This window comes from Streptomyces plumbidurans, assembly GCF_019857225.1.
Classification (GTDB): Bacteria; Actinomycetota; Actinomycetes; order Streptomycetales; family Streptomycetaceae; genus Streptomyces; species Streptomyces plumbidurans.
In genome coordinates this window covers 45,857-61,443 of the sequence record NZ_JAFJSY010000044.1, presented here as the reverse complement: position 1 = coordinate 61,443, position 15,587 = coordinate 45,857, and the positions used below count along the sequence as shown (strand labels likewise).

Annotated in this window: 17 protein-coding genes; 6 read left to right on the top strand and 11 right to left on the bottom strand. The window is 70.3% G+C overall.

What is annotated here, in order from left to right; genetic code table 11:
• Nucleotides 1-125: 125 nt before the first annotated feature.
• Nucleotides 126-737, bottom strand: a complete 612-nt coding sequence (locus JYK17_RS26220; protein WP_222811306.1) for an SMI1/KNR4 family protein — start codon at nucleotides 735-737, stop codon at nucleotides 126-128.
• A gap of 209 nt (nucleotides 738-946) precedes the next feature.
• Here JYK17_RS26220 and JYK17_RS26215 point away from each other — a divergent pair, with 209 nt between their 5' ends.
• Nucleotides 947-1,513 carry a Uma2 family endonuclease gene (locus tag JYK17_RS26215; RefSeq protein ID WP_108008500.1) on the top strand — a complete coding sequence of 189 codons (567 nt, stop codon included), beginning with the start codon at nucleotides 947-949 and terminating at the stop codon, nucleotides 1,511-1,513.
• Nucleotides 1,514-1,566: 53 nt separating this feature from the next.
• On the opposite strand, the gene JYK17_RS26210 is transcribed toward JYK17_RS26215, so the two are convergent.
• The 7 genes from JYK17_RS26210 to JYK17_RS26180 form a co-directional block, all read right to left on the bottom strand.
• Nucleotides 1,567-2,583 (bottom strand): cytochrome d ubiquinol oxidase subunit II, encoded by a 1,017-nt coding sequence (locus JYK17_RS26210; RefSeq protein WP_222811305.1) that lies wholly within the window; start codon nucleotides 2,581-2,583, stop codon nucleotides 1,567-1,569.
• A gap of 43 nt (nucleotides 2,584-2,626) precedes the next feature.
• The gene (locus JYK17_RS26205) at nucleotides 2,627-4,075 is read right to left on the bottom strand and encodes a cytochrome ubiquinol oxidase subunit I (protein ID WP_108008504.1); all 1,449 of its coding nucleotides are present in this window, start codon (nucleotides 4,073-4,075) and stop codon (nucleotides 2,627-2,629) included.
• Nucleotides 4,076-4,188: 113 nt separating this feature from the next.
• On the bottom strand, nucleotides 4,189-4,563 hold the full coding sequence (locus tag JYK17_RS26200) for a DUF6343 family protein (protein WP_108008506.1): 375 nt from the start codon (nucleotides 4,561-4,563) through the stop codon (nucleotides 4,189-4,191).
• 209 nt (nucleotides 4,564-4,772) lie between these two features.
• Nucleotides 4,773-5,375, bottom strand: coding sequence for a hypothetical protein (locus tag JYK17_RS26195; protein ID WP_128802196.1), 603 nt, complete (start codon nucleotides 5,373-5,375; stop codon nucleotides 4,773-4,775).
• A 44-nt stretch (nucleotides 5,376-5,419) separates the two neighbouring features.
• The gene (locus JYK17_RS26190; RefSeq protein ID WP_234548075.1) at nucleotides 5,420-6,088 is read right to left on the bottom strand and encodes an NADPH-dependent F420 reductase; all 669 of its coding nucleotides are present in this window, start codon (nucleotides 6,086-6,088) and stop codon (nucleotides 5,420-5,422) included.
• Nucleotides 6,089-6,123: 35 nt separating this feature from the next.
• The gene (locus JYK17_RS26185) at nucleotides 6,124-7,059 is read right to left on the bottom strand and encodes an SDR family oxidoreductase (protein WP_128802197.1); all 936 of its coding nucleotides are present in this window, start codon (nucleotides 7,057-7,059) and stop codon (nucleotides 6,124-6,126) included.
• A gap of 20 nt (nucleotides 7,060-7,079) precedes the next feature.
• Nucleotides 7,080-7,730, bottom strand: coding sequence for an NADPH-dependent F420 reductase (locus tag JYK17_RS26180; RefSeq protein WP_222811304.1), 651 nt, complete (start codon nucleotides 7,728-7,730; stop codon nucleotides 7,080-7,082).
• Between the two features lie 194 nt (nucleotides 7,731-7,924).
• Between JYK17_RS26180 and JYK17_RS26175 the strand changes: the two genes are divergently transcribed.
• On the top strand, nucleotides 7,925-8,836 hold the full coding sequence (locus JYK17_RS26175) for a LysR family transcriptional regulator (RefSeq protein ID WP_222811318.1): 912 nt from the start codon (nucleotides 7,925-7,927) through the stop codon (nucleotides 8,834-8,836).
• A 42-nt stretch (nucleotides 8,837-8,878) separates the two neighbouring features.
• On the opposite strand, the gene JYK17_RS26170 is transcribed toward JYK17_RS26175, so the two are convergent.
• Both JYK17_RS26170 and JYK17_RS41425 read right to left on the bottom strand, forming a co-directional pair.
• Nucleotides 8,879-9,664 carry a single stranded DNA-binding domain-containing protein gene (locus tag JYK17_RS26170; protein ID WP_108008514.1) on the bottom strand — a complete coding sequence of 262 codons (786 nt, stop codon included), beginning with the start codon at nucleotides 9,662-9,664 and terminating at the stop codon, nucleotides 8,879-8,881.
• Between the two features lie 509 nt (nucleotides 9,665-10,173).
• Complete coding sequence (locus JYK17_RS41425; protein WP_504739982.1) at nucleotides 10,174-10,695, bottom strand: hypothetical protein; 522 nt, start codon at nucleotides 10,693-10,695, stop codon at nucleotides 10,174-10,176.
• Here JYK17_RS41425 and JYK17_RS41420 point away from each other — a divergent pair.
• Nucleotides 10,585-11,706, top strand: a complete 1,122-nt coding sequence (locus tag JYK17_RS41420) for a helix-turn-helix domain-containing protein (protein ID WP_504739983.1) — start codon at nucleotides 10,585-10,587, stop codon at nucleotides 11,704-11,706. The two genes, JYK17_RS41425 and JYK17_RS41420, sit on opposite strands and share 111 nt — an antisense overlap.
• Before the next feature lie 12 nt (nucleotides 11,707-11,718).
• Nucleotides 11,719-12,726: a phosphotransferase gene (locus JYK17_RS26155; protein WP_222811302.1), complete on the top strand. Its 1,008-nt coding sequence runs from the start codon at nucleotides 11,719-11,721 to the stop codon at nucleotides 12,724-12,726.
• Between the two features lie 54 nt (nucleotides 12,727-12,780).
• Here JYK17_RS26155 and JYK17_RS26150 read toward each other — a convergent pair whose 3' ends face one another.
• On the bottom strand, nucleotides 12,781-13,971 hold the full coding sequence (locus JYK17_RS26150) for an MFS transporter (RefSeq protein ID WP_222811301.1): 1,191 nt from the start codon (nucleotides 13,969-13,971) through the stop codon (nucleotides 12,781-12,783).
• Between the two features lie 87 nt (nucleotides 13,972-14,058).
• Between JYK17_RS26150 and JYK17_RS26145 the strand changes: the two genes are divergently transcribed.
• Both JYK17_RS26145 and JYK17_RS26140 read left to right on the top strand, forming a co-directional pair.
• Nucleotides 14,059-15,048 carry an ArsR/SmtB family transcription factor gene (locus JYK17_RS26145; protein WP_128802202.1) on the top strand — a complete coding sequence of 330 codons (990 nt, stop codon included), beginning with the start codon at nucleotides 14,059-14,061 and terminating at the stop codon, nucleotides 15,046-15,048.
• 9 nt (nucleotides 15,049-15,057) lie between these two features.
• A complete protein-coding gene (locus JYK17_RS26140) occupies nucleotides 15,058-15,567 on the top strand; it encodes a glutathione peroxidase (RefSeq protein ID WP_108008524.1) in 510 nt (169 codons plus the stop codon).
• Nucleotides 15,568-15,587: the final 20 nt, after the last annotated feature.

The following is a 15,587-nucleotide window of genomic DNA, read 5'->3' as shown; positions in this document are numbered from 1 at the left end:
CAAAAGGTGCCGGGGCCATCCATCTCGAACGGGCTGCCCCAGCAGACTTGTTACGTCACTCGCACACAATCCGTGGGCGGGGGGCTCGGCCGTGACCGTCCCTCCTTGCTGCAAGCACCTCGCCGTCAGGCCGACCCACAATCCCATGACCGCTGGGAGGGCGGAGACGTGCAGTTACGCAACCTCGTGGCACTGACCAGGGGGATGTCGTCGTTGGAGTCGAAGCTGTGGCTGTCCAAGGGCAGGTCGGGGAAGTACTCGCTCTCGGCCCGGCCTGTCAGGACGGCGAGCAGGAAGGGGGCGGCGCACGGGCTGGCGTGGTGTGTCCATTCCGGGCCTCGGCCTTCGTTGAGGATGACCGTCCAGTCGTTCGGCTTCTGCCCCGGCTTCCGTAGCCAGTAGAGGTACATGCCGCTTTCCTCGACGTAGGCCCATGGCAGGACTTGCGTGTCGGGGTCATGGAGTTCTGCCGGCCTGGCTTCGGTCTGCCACAGGTCAGCGAGGATTGCGGTGCGCTCCGCGGCCTGGTCCCGAAGGTTGTAGTCCTCATCGGGGCATTCGGGGTCCAGAAGCCAGATGGTCTCGTCGAAGACGCCGCCTCCGTAGGTCTCGACGAGTTCCTTGTAGTCGTCGGGCAAAGGCGTACCCAGTTGCCGCTCCACTGCCGCCCAGTCGCGGGCACGGAGTGGCGTAGCTGGGGGGATGAGTTCGAAGAGGCGTTCCACGGCGGGGTGCATGAAAGCGGGATCCTTTCTGTGCGCTCTCCGCCACGGTGGGGAAGGCGTATCGATGCGGTGGGTTCCACCGCGGTGCGCTGGAGGGCCCGGACGTGGCAGGCGGCAGCTGTGCGAGCAACCCGGCCTTCCCGGACATGCCGCACGAACGGCAGACAGTACGCTGAGTCCAGCGGGATCGGGCCCGCCGCGCAGTGTCCGGGAGGTGCTTCATGACGGCCGAGATGGTGGCCCCGGCGTGGATGCATGAGCAGATCACGGCGGAGGAGTACGAGTCCTGGTCCGAGGAGCAGTGCGCCGGTATCGAGATCGTGGACGGGATGGTCGTCGTAAGTCCGAGCGCGTCCAAGCGGCACAACCGGCTGGCGCGGATTCTGGCGAATGCCCTGGATGCCGCCGCGGGCCCGGAGTGGAACGCCGACACGGACTTCGATGTACGGCTGCAGGATCTCCCGCTCACCAATCGCCGCCCGAACGTCGTCGTATACCGCGCAGACACGATCGACATCACTCCCACCCGCCCCGAGCACGTGCTGTTGGTCGCGGAGGTGGTGTCGCCGGGCTCGGAAACCACCGACCGGATCGTAAAGGTCGACCAGTACGCCAAGGCAGGCATCGGCTTCTACTGGCGGATCGAGCAGGCCGCGACAGGCGTGCCTCTCGTGTACACCTACGTTCTCGATCCCGCGACGAAGACCTACCGAGACGGAGACGTGTTCACCGGCGCTCTCAAGGTAGCGGCACCCTTCCCGGTGGAGATCGACCTCAGCGAGATCTGACCCACGCGCTGCTCAGTGGTCGGCGGCGCATGAACGGGCAGCTCTGTCGGTCCTTACGCAGGCGGATGCTCCGGCTCCGATGTGTTCGCGCGTTGGAAGGTGGCGTAGAGGAGCCAGAGTGAGGGGATGAGGAGGGCGGCTCCGCAGGCCAGGGAGATGAGGCAGGCGGAGAGTACGGGGGGCTGGGAGGCCGACTGGGATGCGGTGAGGCTGCCGACGAGCATGGCCGGGTACTGGGCGGCGCCCCAGGACCACAGGATCGCGGCGACCGCCAGCGCGGCGGCCACGCGCGCGGCGAGGTAGTGCCGGGTCGCCAGCAGGGCGAGGCCCGCCACCCCGCTGACCGCGCTGAGCACCACCAGCGGCAGCGCCCGGTGTGTGAGGCCGTGGAACAGTGCGGGGGCGTCCGCGTGCAGCACCGCGGTTCCCGCCAGTGCGACCGCGCCGCTCGCCAGCCCGGTGGCGATCGCCCGCCGGGCGAAGGCCCGGGCCAGTTCCGCGTCGCCGTCGCGGGCCACGTCCGCGCACAGGTAGACGGCGGCCAGGTGCGCGCAGGTGAGTACGGCGAGGGCGCCGCCCAGTGCGGAGGTCGGGTTGAGCCAGCTGGTGATCACGTCGCCCTCGGCGAGGCCGGCCGGTACCCGTCCCGAGGCGACGCCGCCGGCGACGGCTCCCAGGAAGAACGGCGTGAGCAGCGAGGAGAGGGCGAAGAACGCGCCGAACAGCCGCTGCTGCCACAGCTCGGTGCTGACCTTGCGGAAGGCGAAGGCCGCTCCGCGGGCGATGATGCCCAGTGCGGCGAGGGTCAGGGGCACGTAGAGCGTGGACATCACGGCGGCGAAGACCGGTGAGAAGCAGGCCCACAGCAGGACGATCACGAAGATGAGCCAGACGTGGTTCGCCTCCCAGATCGGCCCGATGCTGTGCTCGATGACCCGGCGCTGCCGCGCGCCCCGGCTCGCGCCCCCGGCGAACAGGTCCCACACCCCGGCACCGAAGTCGGCGCCCGCGAACAACGCGTAGCAGGTCAGTCCGGCCCACATGACGGCCAGGGCGGTGTCGACGAGCACTGGGCCTCCTAGGACATCATCGGAAACCGGCAGGGGCCGGGGGTCAGACCACGGGATAGTCGCGTACGTCCGCCTCCTGGGGTGCGACCGGCACGGCGGTGCCTCTCGCGAGGCGGCGCAGTACGTACACGGTCGCCACCGTCATCGCGGCGTACACCGCGAGCACCAGCCACAGGCCGGTCATGAGTCCGGGTGCCGGGTTCACCGCGTCCCGCACGCTCATCACCCCGTACACGATCCACGGCTGCCGGCCCAGCTCGGTCACGCTCCAACCGCTCTCCAGAGCCACCACGGACGCCGGACCGGCGAGCGCCACCAGGGCGAGCAGCAGCCGGGAGCCGCGCCGGTCGAGCAGGCCGCCGCCGCTGTCGCGCCGGTCCAGCAGGCCGCCGCCGCTGCGCCGGGTGCGCCACCAGGCGAGGAGCAGCCAGACGCCGAGGCCGAGCATGAAGAAGCCGCAGGCGACCATGAGGTCGAAGGCCCAGTGCACCCCGGTGACGGCCGGCCACTGGTTTCGCGGAACCTGGTCGAGTCCCTTGACCACCGTGTCCGTCCGGTAGCCGACCAGCAGGGACAGCCCGTCGGGCACCTCCAGGCCGTACTGCAGGCCGTTGTCGCCCGCGACACCGCCGACGGTCAGGGGAATGTGCGAGCCGGTGTGGTAGACGCCCTCGATGGCGGCGAGCTTGACCGGCTGGTAGTCCGACAGGAAGCGGGCGGCCCAGTCCCCCACCACGATCTGGAACGGAGCCACCACCGCGCCGAGCGTGAACGGGATGGCGAATCCGGCCCGGTGATAGGCGTCGCGGCGGCCGCGGAGCAGGGCGACCGCGTACACGGAGGCGGTCAGGAACGAGGCCACCATGAACGCCGCCAGGATCATGTGCACGGTCTGCGGCGGACTCGCCGGGTTGAGCATGGCCGCCCAGGGATCGACGTGTACGACCTTGCCGTCGCGCAGGGTGTAGCCGCGGGGCTGATTCATCCAGGCGTTGGCGCACACGACGAAGAACGCCGACGCCGTACCGGCGACCACGATCGGAATGCCGGTGAGCAGGTGCCGGCGGGGCGGCAAGCGGTCCCAGGCGTACAGGTAGATGCCGAGGAAGATCGCCTCGATGAAGAAGGCGATGCCCTCCAACGCGAACGGCAATCCGATGACCTGCCCGAACCGGCCCATCAGCCCGGGCCACAGCAGCCCCATCTCGAAGCTGAGGATCGTGCCGGACACCGCCCCCACCGCGAACAGCACCCCCATGGCCCGCGCCCAGCGGCGCGCCAGCAGCTTCAGTGCCGGATCTTCTCGCCGAATCCCCAGCCATTCGGCGAGAAGAGTGAGGGCCGGCAGCCCTACGCCGAGGCAGGCGACGATGATGTGCCACGCCAGGGAGAACCCCATCTGAGCGCGGGCGGCCGGCAGATCTCCCGGGCCGGCCGGCCCGGCGAGAAGGACAGCGGGCCAGGAACCGAGGGCTGCGATGGCTGCGGGCACAAGTGCGCTCCCTCTCTACGCGTCGCGCCGTGCAGACGGCGGGCGGTCTGCTGCGAGGTAACCCCGGGCGACACCGGTAAACCAGCCGCGGCGGGATGCCCTACGGTCCTGCCCTACGAACGTACGGCGGGTTCGCCCCGCTCGCGACGCCGCCTCCGCGCTGCCACCACCGCGATGTCGGCGGCCGCGACCAGAGCGAGAACCCCGCACACCACGGCCAGCACGGTCAGCAGGCCACTCCCCGGACTCTCCCCGGGCCCCTGATGCGCGGCCCAGATCGCGAAGCCGACTGTCGCTGCGGCGAAGAGCGGCAGGAACACGGCGGACAACGCCAACCGCAGCCCCAGGGCGCTGCGAGCGGTCGTGGGTTCCGTGCCGGTACGGGGCCTACGGCTGCGGGTCGCCCTGGTGGCCCCGGTCGGCCCGGAACGGGCATGAGGTATCGAGGTGGCGCGTCCTGGGACGCCTCCGTGGTGGGGGTCTCGCATGAGGATCCTCCTGCGACGGGCTACGGGCTTGCTGTCTGCGTAACCCCCGGCGAATCCGGCAAACAGATCGAACACGACGGTGGGCAGGTTTCGGCCCTGGTGGCCCGCCCGCAGCGGCACACGACGTGTCGTCCCAACGTCCGGCAGGCGTCCGGTTGCTCACGCTCCAGTTCCGCCACCCCTGACACGGTCCACTCCAGGGAGTGCAGTCAGAGAAGGTCCCGCCAGAAGGGAACGGTAGCTCGCGGGTTCCAGCTCTCGTCGACCTCGCCTCGGGCCCGGTCGAACTCCTGGTGCATGTAGTCGACCAGGTCCAGGCCGTAATGGATGATGTCGGTCTGCCACATCGAGAGCACCGGATGGCCACTGCTTCCCCGGCCGGAGGGCAGATACCGATGGGCGTACACGGGCACCAGCACCGGCACCTTCAGCAGATGCTTCCGCGCCGCGTCCAGCGCCTCCGTCCCGTCGACTGGACGCTCACCCCAGCCGTCGTACCAGAACCCGTTGTGCTCGACATCGAGCAGAACACCCGCGACCGGCCAGGCGAGTTGACGGCGCAGGCTGTCCAGGTCGCCGCCCCGCCACTCAGGCCAGGACCTGGACCAAGTCTGCCCGTCCTCGGGCGGGACGTTGACCGGAAGGCCGGCGGCAAGGAACGCCCTGTGATCGTCGGCGAACTCGAAGCCGTAGTCGCGTTCGATGCGCTCGAACTCAGGCTCCGTCAGCCCCGGTTCGAACTCGTAGAGGCCTGTTTCCGCCAGACGACGTGCGGCCTCCGCACCCAGACGTGCTCCCTCGCCACTGATCACCGACGCACGCTAGCGCGAACCGCAGCCCTGGTCATGTGAATTGGTCACCGCGTTGCGGCGGCCAGTGCCGTGCGGATGGTGTTTTCGCCGGCCGGGCGGCCCTTCTCGTTCGTGTAAGGCCCGTACGGTGTGCCCCACACCGGTGCGCCCGTCGACTGTCGCCAGCTGTCGGCCAGTGTTCCCGCGTCCACCACGTCGTAGCCGATGGAGTTGATGAATGCGGTGACCGTCGCCTTCGCCGGTGCGGAGTCGGCGGCGATCGGCAGGTAGGAGCGGTCGGTTGCTCCGGACGGGCGGGCGAGTGACAGCAGGTGCTTGAAGAAGATGTTGTTGAACGCCTTTACGAGCAGGGCGTTTGGCACGTGGCGCAGGAGCAGTTCGCTCGAGGTGAGGGAGTTGCTGTCGAGTTCGGGGATGTGTCCGTCGCGTTCGGGGCCGTAATTGCAGGTGTCGATGACCGTCTTCCCGGCCAGTGGCGCGGCCGGTACGTGGGGGAAGGCGCTGACCGGCACCGTGACCACGACGATGTCGCCGGCCGCAGCGGCCTCTTCGCTCGTCGCCGCGGAGGCTCGCGGCCCCAGTTCCGCGGCCGTGTCCATGAGCGTCACGGGGCCGCGTGAGTTGCTGAGCACCACCTGATGCCCGGCCCGGACTGCGAGTTGCGCGACGGTCCTGCCGATGTTGCCGCTTCCGATGAATCCCACGGTCGTCATGGCCTCAACGTCCTTCCGGATCCGGTCTTTTGGCGTCAGCCTGCGGGGAAGTAATGGCCGTTGTTCAGGTCGGCGAGCAGGCCGGGGCGGACCGGTTCCCAGCCGAGGGTTCGGCGGGTGATGAGGTTGGACGCCGGATAGCTCTGGGTGACGATGTTCGTGAGGAACCCGAAGTACCCCGGCGTCATCAGGGCATCGTCAGGAACGCTGACGGCGGGCAGGCCCAGGCGGTCGGCGATGGCCTCGGCGATGGCGCGGAACGGGATGCCCCTGTCCTCGACGGCGTGCCAGTACGTGCCGGCCGGCGCCTTCTCCAGCGCCAGGCGGAACAGGGCGGCGGCGTCGCGGATGTGCACGGCGTTCCACAGGTTGGCGCCGTCGCCGGGGTAACCGACGAACCCCTTCTCCTTCGCGAGCGCGATCAGCGTGGGGAGGAAGCCGGCCCGATCGGTCGTGCTGTGCGCGATGTTGGCGATCCGCACGACCGAGGACCGTACCCCCTGTTCGGCCAGGTCGATCACGGTCCTTTCCACGACGTTGCGGGCGCGCAGGGTGCCCTTGTGCTCCTCGCCGGAGGGGAGGGCCGGGTCGTTCTCGGTGACCGGCCGCCGCAGGTTCCCGGGCGAGCCGATGCTTCCCGCCGTGACCAGCGGCTTTCCCGTTCCGGCGAGTGCCTCGCCGTACGCGAGCATGATCGGGAGTTCCGCAGCGGCCACGGCGTCCATCCCGCCGGAGGGCAGCAGGTCCTGCCGGTGGGCGACGTGGATGACGCCGTCGGAGTCCGCTGCCGCCTCCTTCAGTCCGTCGAGATCCTGAAGGTCGCCGCGACGCACCTTCGCGCCGAGCGCGGACAGGGCCGCCGCGGAGGCGTCCGACCGGGCCAGGCCGGTGACCTCGTGCCCGGCAGAGATGAGCTCGGGGATGATGTACGAACCGGAGTGCCCGGTCCCCCCGGCGACGAATACGTGCATGTGTCTTTTCCTTTGCATGCTCAGCCGAGAAGGGTGATACCGAGCGAGAAATTGGCGTGCTTTACGGAATGCTTCATGAGGCCAAGCTCCATCAGGCCTACGTTCTCCAGCGCCCGCGCCATGAACAGTTCACCGGTGTCCCAGGGGCGGAGCCCCAGACTCTGGACGAACTCCGACACGCGCGCCTTCGCCCGTGCGTCGTCGCCGGCGATGAATACGTCGAGCGGACGATTTACGTCCACAGGGCGGGCCTCGACGGACTCCGCCACCAGAACGTGAGAGAAGACGGTGTTGAACGCCTTGACGACATACGCGTCGTCAGGAGCCGCCTCGGCGATTTCCTGTGCGCCGGAACCGTTGTCGGGGACGACGAATCCCTGCAGGTCGGGGGCTACGGGGTTGGTGACGTCGACGACGATCTTGCCGCTCAGTGCGGTCCCGTACTCCCTCACCACCGCCAGCGCGCCGGCGTACGGCGCGGCGAGGATCACGATGTCCCCGGCCGGGGTTGTCCCGGGCGTCCCGACCGTGGCGCCCCGAAGCGCCGCCGCCAATTCCTTGGCCTTGGCCTGGTCGCGGCCGATGAGTTCGACGGCGTGGCCGGCGGTGAGCGCACGGCCGGCCAAAGCGCGCGCCATGTTTCCGAGTCCGATAATGCTGATGCTGCTCATGGGTATTCCTGCTCCGGGCTTCGGCCCTGTCGAAAAATTCCGGTGCGGCACTCCTGTGGCGAATTCACTCGGACGCCCTTGAATGCCTGCCTTTTTATGCTGCCACCGGGCTCGATCGACGTCCAAGACCTGTTGAAACCGTGGTGATACCCTGGAGGTATCACGAGCTGGGGATTGCTGAGGGTCATATGGATCTGGACCTGGATCTGCGGAAACTGCGTTACTTCGTCGCAGTGGCCGACCGGCTCCATTTCGGCCGCGCCGCCGAAGAACTCCACATCGCGCAGCCGGTGCTCAGCCGGCAGATCCGCGCGCTTGAGCAGGATCTGGGCGCTTCGCTGTTCGCCAGGGATCGCCACGGCGTGGAGCTGACGGATGCGGGGCGGCAACTGCTGGCTGAGGCCGGTCCGTTGCTCGCCTCGACGCAGGCGCTACGCCGCCGCGTGTCCGCGGCCGCCGGGGGCAAGCGGCGGCTGATGGTGGGATTCCGGGCCGGCGTTGCCGTCACCCCGGCGGCCCGCGCGTTCGAGGACCGGCACCCGGACGTGGTCGTGGATGTGCAGCGCATCGAAGCGGACGACCAGGCTGCGATGCTGCTCGACGGCCGCATCGACGTCGGCTACGTACGACTGCCCATCGACGAGGCGGGACTGCGCGTCACCCCGCTGTACACCGAGCCGCGGGTCGCGGTACTGCCCGCCGGGCACCGGCTCGCCGGCAAGGAGGAGATCACCGAGGCCGACCTATCCGGTGAACCGCTGATCTGGGACGGCGACCCGAGCACACAGCCCACCGAGCACCCGCTCCGCAATGCCGGGTACCCGGTGCGCGGCGTGGACGAGACGCTGGAGCACGTCGGGGCCGGACGGGGCATCTCCTTCCTGGCCCGTTCGGCCACCGTGTTCTACTCCCATCCGGACGTCGTCTACGTACCGATCCCGAATCTGACACCCGACCAGGTCTGCCTCGCGGTATCGGCCTCGCACACCTCACCGCTGGTGGACGACTTCGTCACCGCGGCCCGGTCGACGCTCGAGATCACCGCAGAATGCGGGAACTACGAGATGTGGCAGCTCGGGGGCGATGCCGCGACGAGGGACGCTTGAGCGTGGCCCGGCGCTGCGAGAACCGACGGCCGTGCGCGGCTACTACTGCACGTCCACGAAGTCGCCCGCCGCGTTGACCGCCGGGGTGGTGGCCGTGCCTGCGAAGCTGTAGCGGTAGTAGCCGTCGGTGGAGGCGGTGACGGTGGTTTTGAGGTTGCCCGTCGAGTTGGACTTGATCGTCTTCACCGTGGTGTACGTGGAGCTGTTCTTCTTGCGGAACTGGAGCTTCACCGACTGGTTGGTGTAGCCGTGGTACTCGTTGTCCTCCCAGTTGGCCCGGGAGAGCTTGCCGGTGACCGTGACGGTCTTGCCCTTCTTCACCGGCTCCGGCGAGGCGTTGACCGTGAGCTTCGAGTAGCGCTGCACCTTGAACGTGGTGGCCGCGTCCCGGTGGATGTAGTCCAGGTCGTTGGCGGAGACGAGCGTGCCGAGGTTCCAGGTGGCCGCCGCGGCGTTGTTGACGAAGCCCGTCGAGGCCTGCGGGTCGAACGTCAGGGTGCCCGAGCAGGTCGACGTGGTGGCGCTCACCTTCACGCAGGTGATGTCGCCGTCGTCCGCCCAGATCTGTGCGTAGTTCGGGTTCGGGCCGAAGGCGCTGATGTACGTGGTCTCGGCGATGCCCGAGTCGTCCGACGCGGTCACGGAGACCTTGGCGGAGACGACGTTGGTGGTACCGACCACGACCGGCTTGCCGCCGTTGACGACGACCTTGTCGATCGTGATGTCGCCCGAGCCGCCGTCCTCCGCCTGGGCGGCGGTGGCGCCGAGGGCGGTGGCGATGAGCGCGGCGCTGGTGCCGAGCAGGCCGAGGCGCATGGATGCGCGCATGGATGTGTCCCCCCACTGAGTCTTCTGAGTCCCCAACCGGCCTAATTGGCCAGGCTGTTGGACTGAGCAGATTGAGCAGATCGATCAGGTTGATCGGATTGATCAGGTTGATCGGATTGATCAGGGGGAGCGTACGACGTTGGCCAAAGGTTCACCACGTTGTTGTTCTACAACTGTGCAACAACGTCCAGGCGAGAGGAGGCGGGGAAGTGGGCGGAGCGGGGCCCCTCGCGCCCACCGTCGGCCCCCACACCGCGTGCGTGATCCACCGCGTGGGGCAGGGCCCGGCGGATGATCTCGGGCAGGGGGGCGCCGGAGGGCCAGCCGACCAGGCAGCGGGCGACTTCAGAACTTCCAGCAATGACACCCGGTCTGTGCCCTCGTCATCTCCGATCAGCTTCGTACAAGACTGTACAAAAAACGAAAAACGCCTGATGAGCCCGTACATGTAGAGAACCTGCACGGGAAAGGGAGTAGAGGACTCTTTCGGCCCCGGCGAGGTGGCGCTGTTAGCCCCGCCCGACCTGCCGTTCAGCGGGCGAATACGCAACGCGCGCTACACCGTCACCATGCTGGATCCCGCCCTGCTGACCCAGGTGGCCGGCTTCGTGGCGGGCCACGACGACCGGCCGGTCCGGCTCACCGGGCACCGGCCGCGCTCCGCCGAAGCCGGCAGCCAACTGGCGCGCACCATCGGCTATTTGCGCGACCACGTGCTCAACGACCCGGCCCTCGCCGAGCAGCCCCTGGTGGCGTCCACGGCCGTACAGCACCTGGCGGCGGTGGTGCTGTCCGCGTTCCCCAACACCGCGCTCGTCGAGGGGACGGACACCGACTCGCGCGACGGGCACCCCAGGGTCCTGCGCCGCGCCCTCGCCTATATCGACGACCACGCCGACCAGCCGGTCACCGTCGCCGAGATCGCCACGGCCGTCCATGTCACGCCACGGGCCCTGCAGTACGCGTTCCGGCGCCATCTGGACACCACGCCGCTCGCCCATCTGCGCCGGGTGCGGCTGGCGCAGGCCCATCGTGACCTGATGGCGCCGACCCCACCACCGACGTCACAGTCACCGGGATCGCCGCCCGCTGGGGCTTCCACCACCCGGGCCGCTTCGCCTCCCTGTACCGCACGACCTACCGCCACGCTCCCCACCGCACCCTCAGCGACGGGAGCTGAGCTGCCGCACGCGCTCCTCGGAACCGGCCAGGAAGTCGAGGATCAGGTTGTTCACCAGCGCCGGTTTCTCCAGGGGTACGGCGTGCGAGGCGCCGGGCACGACCGCGAGCTGCGCGTCGGGGATCGCCCGGTAGAGATCGACCGTGTGCTCCAGCGTCATCATGTCGTCGTCGCCGACCATGACCAGGGTGGGCGCGGTGATACGGGACAGCTCCGCCGTCGTCAGCGCCGGCTCGACGGCGAACATCGCCGCCATCTTGCGCAGGACGACCGGCCAGTGATCGGCGCCGTCGGGGGTCACGGCCGCGTACGAGTCGCGCAGCGGCGCCATGCCCGGACCGTCGTCCGTCATGTGCTCGATCATCGTCGGGTCGGCGAGGATCTCGGGGCTGGGGCGGAAGTTGGCCCCGATGGCGACGACCTTGCGGACCAGATCGGGACGGGCGAGCGCCACCAGCAGGGCGACGATCGCGCCGTCGCTCCAGCCGACGAGGTGGGCGGGGCCCCGCACGACGGAGTCGAGGAAGTCGGCGGTGTCGCCCGCCATGTCGGTGTACGACAGCGGGCCCTCGACGTCGGGGGTGTGGCCGTGGGCGCGCCGCTCCGGAAGGAACAGGCGGTACGCCGCCGCCAGCCCGGGGCGCTGGCCCGCCCAGGTCTCGTTCGTGCACAGGCCGCCGTGCAGCAGGAGCAGCGGCTCGGCGTCCGCGGCGCCGTCGGTCTCGTACCACGTTCTGACGCCGGGCAGTTCCACGTAGTCGCCCATCGTTCGCCGCCTTCCGCACGATCGCCCCGCAGGGCGCCCCCGCAGGATCGCCCCGCACCGACGCTAATGCAGATGATGCGCCGCTGCCCGCGGTGATGAGATGGAGCGATGGAAGGTGAAGTGGCCGAGGTCGTCGATCGTGGGCGCCACCTGGACGTCGTAACGCCCTGGGATCAACAGGAGTGGCGTACGGCCGCCCTGGAGTGGGTGGCCGGCGAGCTCGCCGCGCACGGGCTGCGCGCGTGCGGACCGCGGCGGGTGCGGCTGCGGCCCTGGTCGGTGCTGGTGCGGCTGGCGGTCGGGGAGGGCGGGGCCGTGTGGTTCAAGGCCGGTCCGCCGGCCGGCCGGTTCGAGGCGGGGCTCACCGAGGCGCTGGCCGGGTGGGTTCCGGAGCATGTGCTGAAGCCGGTCGCCGTGGACGCCGGCCGGGGCTGGGCGTTGCTCCCCGACGGCGGACCGCGGCTGGCGGACGTGCTCGAGGCCGGGCCCGACGACCCCCGCATCTGGGAGGAGTTGCTGCGGCAGTACGCCGACCTGCAGCGCTCCCTGCTGCCGTACGCCGGGGAGATGGAGGCGTTGGGGGTGCCGGGTGCTCGTACGGCCGCGCTGCCCGGTGTCTTCGACCGGCTCGTGGCGGAGAACGGCGCCTTGACGGACGCCGAGCGCGCGACGCTGCACGGGCTGCGGCCCCGTCTGGTGCGGTGGTGCGAGGAGCTGGTCGCGCTCGGGATCGCGGACTCGCTCGACCACGCGGACGTGCACGCGAAACAGGTCCTCGTGCCGGCTTCGGGGCGGTTCACCTTCTTCGACTGGGGCGACGCCAACGTCTCGCACCCCTTCTGCAGCTTCCTGGTGCCCGCCCAACGCGCCGTCGAGCGCTACGGCCCCGAGGTGCTGCCCAGGCTGCGGGACGCTTATCTCGAACCCTGGACCGGCGACGGCCACACCGCCCGGGACCTGCGCCGCGCCCTGCGCCCCGCCTGGCGACTCGGCGCCCTCGGCCGCGCCCGCGCCTGGGGACGCCTCTTCCCTGGCGCCGCGTCCACCACTGCCCTGGCCGGCGACCCCCAGAGCGCCCGCTCGCTCCTCCAACTCCTCGACGAACCCCTCGTATAGCGCTGCTCAGCTCCTACGACTCCTGCAGCGCCGCCGACCCGTTTCAGGACTCCCCTACGACTCCTGCAGCGCCGCCGCCCCGGGTTCACGACTCCGCCGAGCTGCCGTGGCCAGCGTCAGTGTCACCGCGAGCGATGCGAGCGCCATCAGCGTCATCGCCGTGGCGGGTGAGGTGAGCCCGGCGACCGAGCCCGCCACTGCCGCGGCCACGCCCTGCATCGTCAGCATCCCGGACGAGTGCAACCCCAGGGCGTGGCCGCTCAGTTCGTCCGGGGTCAGCGCCATCAGCCGCTCCTGCTGGACCAGGCTCGCGCCGAAGCCGACCGAGGCGAGGGCCGCCGCGAGGGCCGCGAGGGGCAGCGCCGGGTGCAGTACGAAGAGCAGGTACGGCGTGGCCAGCAGCGTCAGCAGCGGGACGGCGAGCCGGGGGCGCAGCGCGGGCGGCACGAGGCGGCCCACCGTCACATCGCCGGCGAACATGCCCAGCGCACCGCAGGCGAACAGCGCGCCGGCCGCGTGCGGGGCGTAGGAGACGTAGAGGGATTCGCAGCCGACGACCAGGCCGTTGGGCAGCCACAGGCCGAGGTAGGTGAGGCGGCGCGGGCGCGAGGACCACAGCAGGGTGTTGGTGCGCCAGGTCTCGCCGGCGGACGGGCGGCCCGAGGTGCGCGGCGGGCGGGCGGTCAGGCCCAGGCGGGTGCCGAGGGCCGAAGTGACGTACAGCGCCGCCGAGATGAGCAGACAGGTGCGCGGCGACAGGACCGTCAGCAGGGCGCCCCCGGCCGCGAACCCGGCGATCTGCATGAGCCCGGAGAGCATGTTGAAGATCGAACGCCCCAGCAGATAGCCGTCCTTGGAGAGGATCTCGTTCAGCAGCCCCCAGCGCACACCGCCGCCGAGCGAGGCGACCAGACCTTGCAGGAGGACGACGGCGAAGACGCCCCAGATCGGCAGGCCGGGGACGGCGAGGACGGACGTGGCGACCGCGAAGGCGAGACCGATGCCGGTCAGAGCGGCCCGCGGGGGCAGCCGGTCGGCGCCCGACAGCAGGACCGTGGCGCCGAGCACCTGCGCGAGCTGCGGCCCGAACATGCTCACCGCCGACAGCAGCGGGGATGCGGTGATGCCGTAGACGAGGGTGCCGAGCGCCAGACCGCCGATCGTCTGGCCCGCGGTGCGGGCGGCCGAAACGAGGAAGAACGGGGTGAACTCCGGGGTGCGGAACAGATCTCGGTAGCTGCGCATGCCGTGAGTCTGGGAACCCCCTCGGAGCGGGGATATTCTTTCGCACACACGCGAAAGGTGCGCCCACACGCGAAAGGTGAGGACGTCATGGGCTGGTGGCAGATCAGCGCCGACACCCTCGCCCGCAGCCGGTTCGTGCTCTCGCCGCTCACGGAGACCTTCGCGAACCTGAACCTCCTGCACTCGGGCGTGGGCCGGCACCCGGGCGAGCAGGCCTGGCTGCGCGAGCACCTCCCCGCCTACCGGCGCAGGCTCGCCGCCGACCCGGTCACCGCGCTGCTGGTGCGCGCGGGCCTGGGGCGGGGCTGGATCGCCGACTTCCTCACGCCGACGCCGCGGGACGGGGAGACGTTCGAAGAGGAGGTGGAGCGCGTCCGGGCGGTCCGTCCCGAGACGGCCCGCGCGCATCTCGTCACTTCCCTCACCGGCGCCCCGCTCCCCGCCGAACTCCAGCGGGACGACCTGCCTGAACGGGCCGCCGCCCTGCTGGAGTTCGTGTGGCAGTCGGCGGTACGGCCCGACTGGCCCCGGCGCCGGCACATCCTGCAGGCCGATGTGGTCGCCCGCACCGCACAGGTCGGGCAGGGCGGCTGGGCGGCCGTCCTGGAGGGGCTGCGGCCCGGACGGACGCGGTGGCTCGGCGAGAACCGGCTGCAGATCAACGAGCAGGAGTATCCGCCGCGCGACCTCTCCGGCGCCGAGCTGATCTTCGTGCCGGTCACCCCGCAGCGGCAGGGCTGGGTGTCCTGGGAGGGGCACGAGCGGTACGCCGCCGTCTATTCCTGCCTGGGCGCCCTGGCCGGCGGTCCCGGGGCCGGCGTCCCCGAGTCGCTCGGCGCCCTGATCGGCGCCCACCGTGCCGAGATCCTCGTCCTGCTCGCCTCCCCCATGAGCACGAGCCAGCTGACCGCCGTGACCGGGCAGGGCCTCGGCTCGGTGGGCCGGCATCTGAAGGTGCTGCTGGACGCCGGTCTGGTGGACCGGCGGCGGGCGGGCCGCTCGGTCCTGTACGCCCGCACCGCCGCCGGGGACGTCCTGGCCGGGGCGCGGAACCGGCTCGACGCATACCGGAGTTAGCATCCGCTCATGACGACTGCAGACAGCAACGGCGCCGCTCCCCTCGATGTGGAGATCGGCGCCCTCCAGGGTGGTTCCGCCGACCTGTCCCAGTACGCGGGACAGGCCGTCCTCATCGTGAACGTGGCCTCCAAGTGCGGGCTGACCCCGCAGTACGCCGGGCTCGAGCGCCTCCACGAGCGCTACGCCGACCAGGGCTTCACCGTCCTCGGCGTGCCCTGCAACCAGTTCATGGGCCAGGAGCCGGGCAGCGCCGAGGAGATCGCCGAGTTCTGCTCGGCGACGTACGGCGTGACCTTCCCGATGACCGAGAAGGTCGAGGTGAACGGCGACGACCGGCACCCGCTCTACCAGCGGCTGACCGGCTTCGCCGACGCCGAGGGGCACACCGGCGACATCCGCTGGAACTTCGAGAAGTTCCTGATCGGCCGCGACGGGAAGATCGCCGCCCGCTTCTCCCCGCAGACCGAGCCGGAGGCGGCACAGGTCGTCTCCGCGGTCGAGAGCGCCCTCGGCTAGCGCGGCCGGACCGGCCGGGG

What these genes read in the sequence shown, in the direction of transcription:
- JYK17_RS26220 (WP_222811306.1), bottom strand. Translation starts at nt 737, where the DNA reads ATGCACCCCGCCGTGGAACGCCTCTTCGAACTCATCCCCCCAGCTACG.
- JYK17_RS26215 (WP_108008500.1), top strand. Translation starts at nt 947, where the DNA reads ATGACGGCCGAGATGGTGGCCCCGGCGTGGATGCATGAGCAGATCACG.
- JYK17_RS26200 (WP_108008506.1), bottom strand. Translation starts at nt 4,563, where the DNA reads ATGCGAGACCCCCACCACGGAGGCGTCCCAGGACGCGCCACCTCGATA.
- JYK17_RS26190 (WP_234548075.1), bottom strand. Translation starts at nt 6,088, where the DNA reads ATGACGACCGTGGGATTCATCGGAAGCGGCAACATCGGCAGGACCGTC.
- JYK17_RS26185 (WP_128802197.1), bottom strand. Translation starts at nt 7,059, where the DNA reads ATGCACGTATTCGTCGCCGGGGGGACCGGGCACTCCGGTTCGTACATC.
- JYK17_RS26180 (WP_222811304.1), bottom strand. Translation starts at nt 7,730, where the DNA reads ATGAGCAGCATCAGCATTATCGGACTCGGAAACATGGCGCGCGCTTTG.
- JYK17_RS26170 (WP_108008514.1), bottom strand. Translation starts at nt 9,664, where the DNA reads ATGCGCGCATCCATGCGCCTCGGCCTGCTCGGCACCAGCGCCGCGCTC.
- JYK17_RS41425 (WP_504739982.1), bottom strand. Translation starts at nt 10,695, where the DNA reads ATGGGCCTGCGCCAGCCGCACCCGGCGCAGATGGGCGAGCGGCGTGGT.
- JYK17_RS26155 (WP_222811302.1), top strand. Translation starts at nt 11,719, where the DNA reads ATGGAAGGTGAAGTGGCCGAGGTCGTCGATCGTGGGCGCCACCTGGAC.
- JYK17_RS26150 (WP_222811301.1), bottom strand. Translation starts at nt 13,971, where the DNA reads ATGCGCAGCTACCGAGATCTGTTCCGCACCCCGGAGTTCACCCCGTTC.
- JYK17_RS26145 (WP_128802202.1), top strand. Translation starts at nt 14,059, where the DNA reads ATGGGCTGGTGGCAGATCAGCGCCGACACCCTCGCCCGCAGCCGGTTC.
- JYK17_RS26140 (WP_108008524.1), top strand. Translation starts at nt 15,058, where the DNA reads ATGACGACTGCAGACAGCAACGGCGCCGCTCCCCTCGATGTGGAGATC.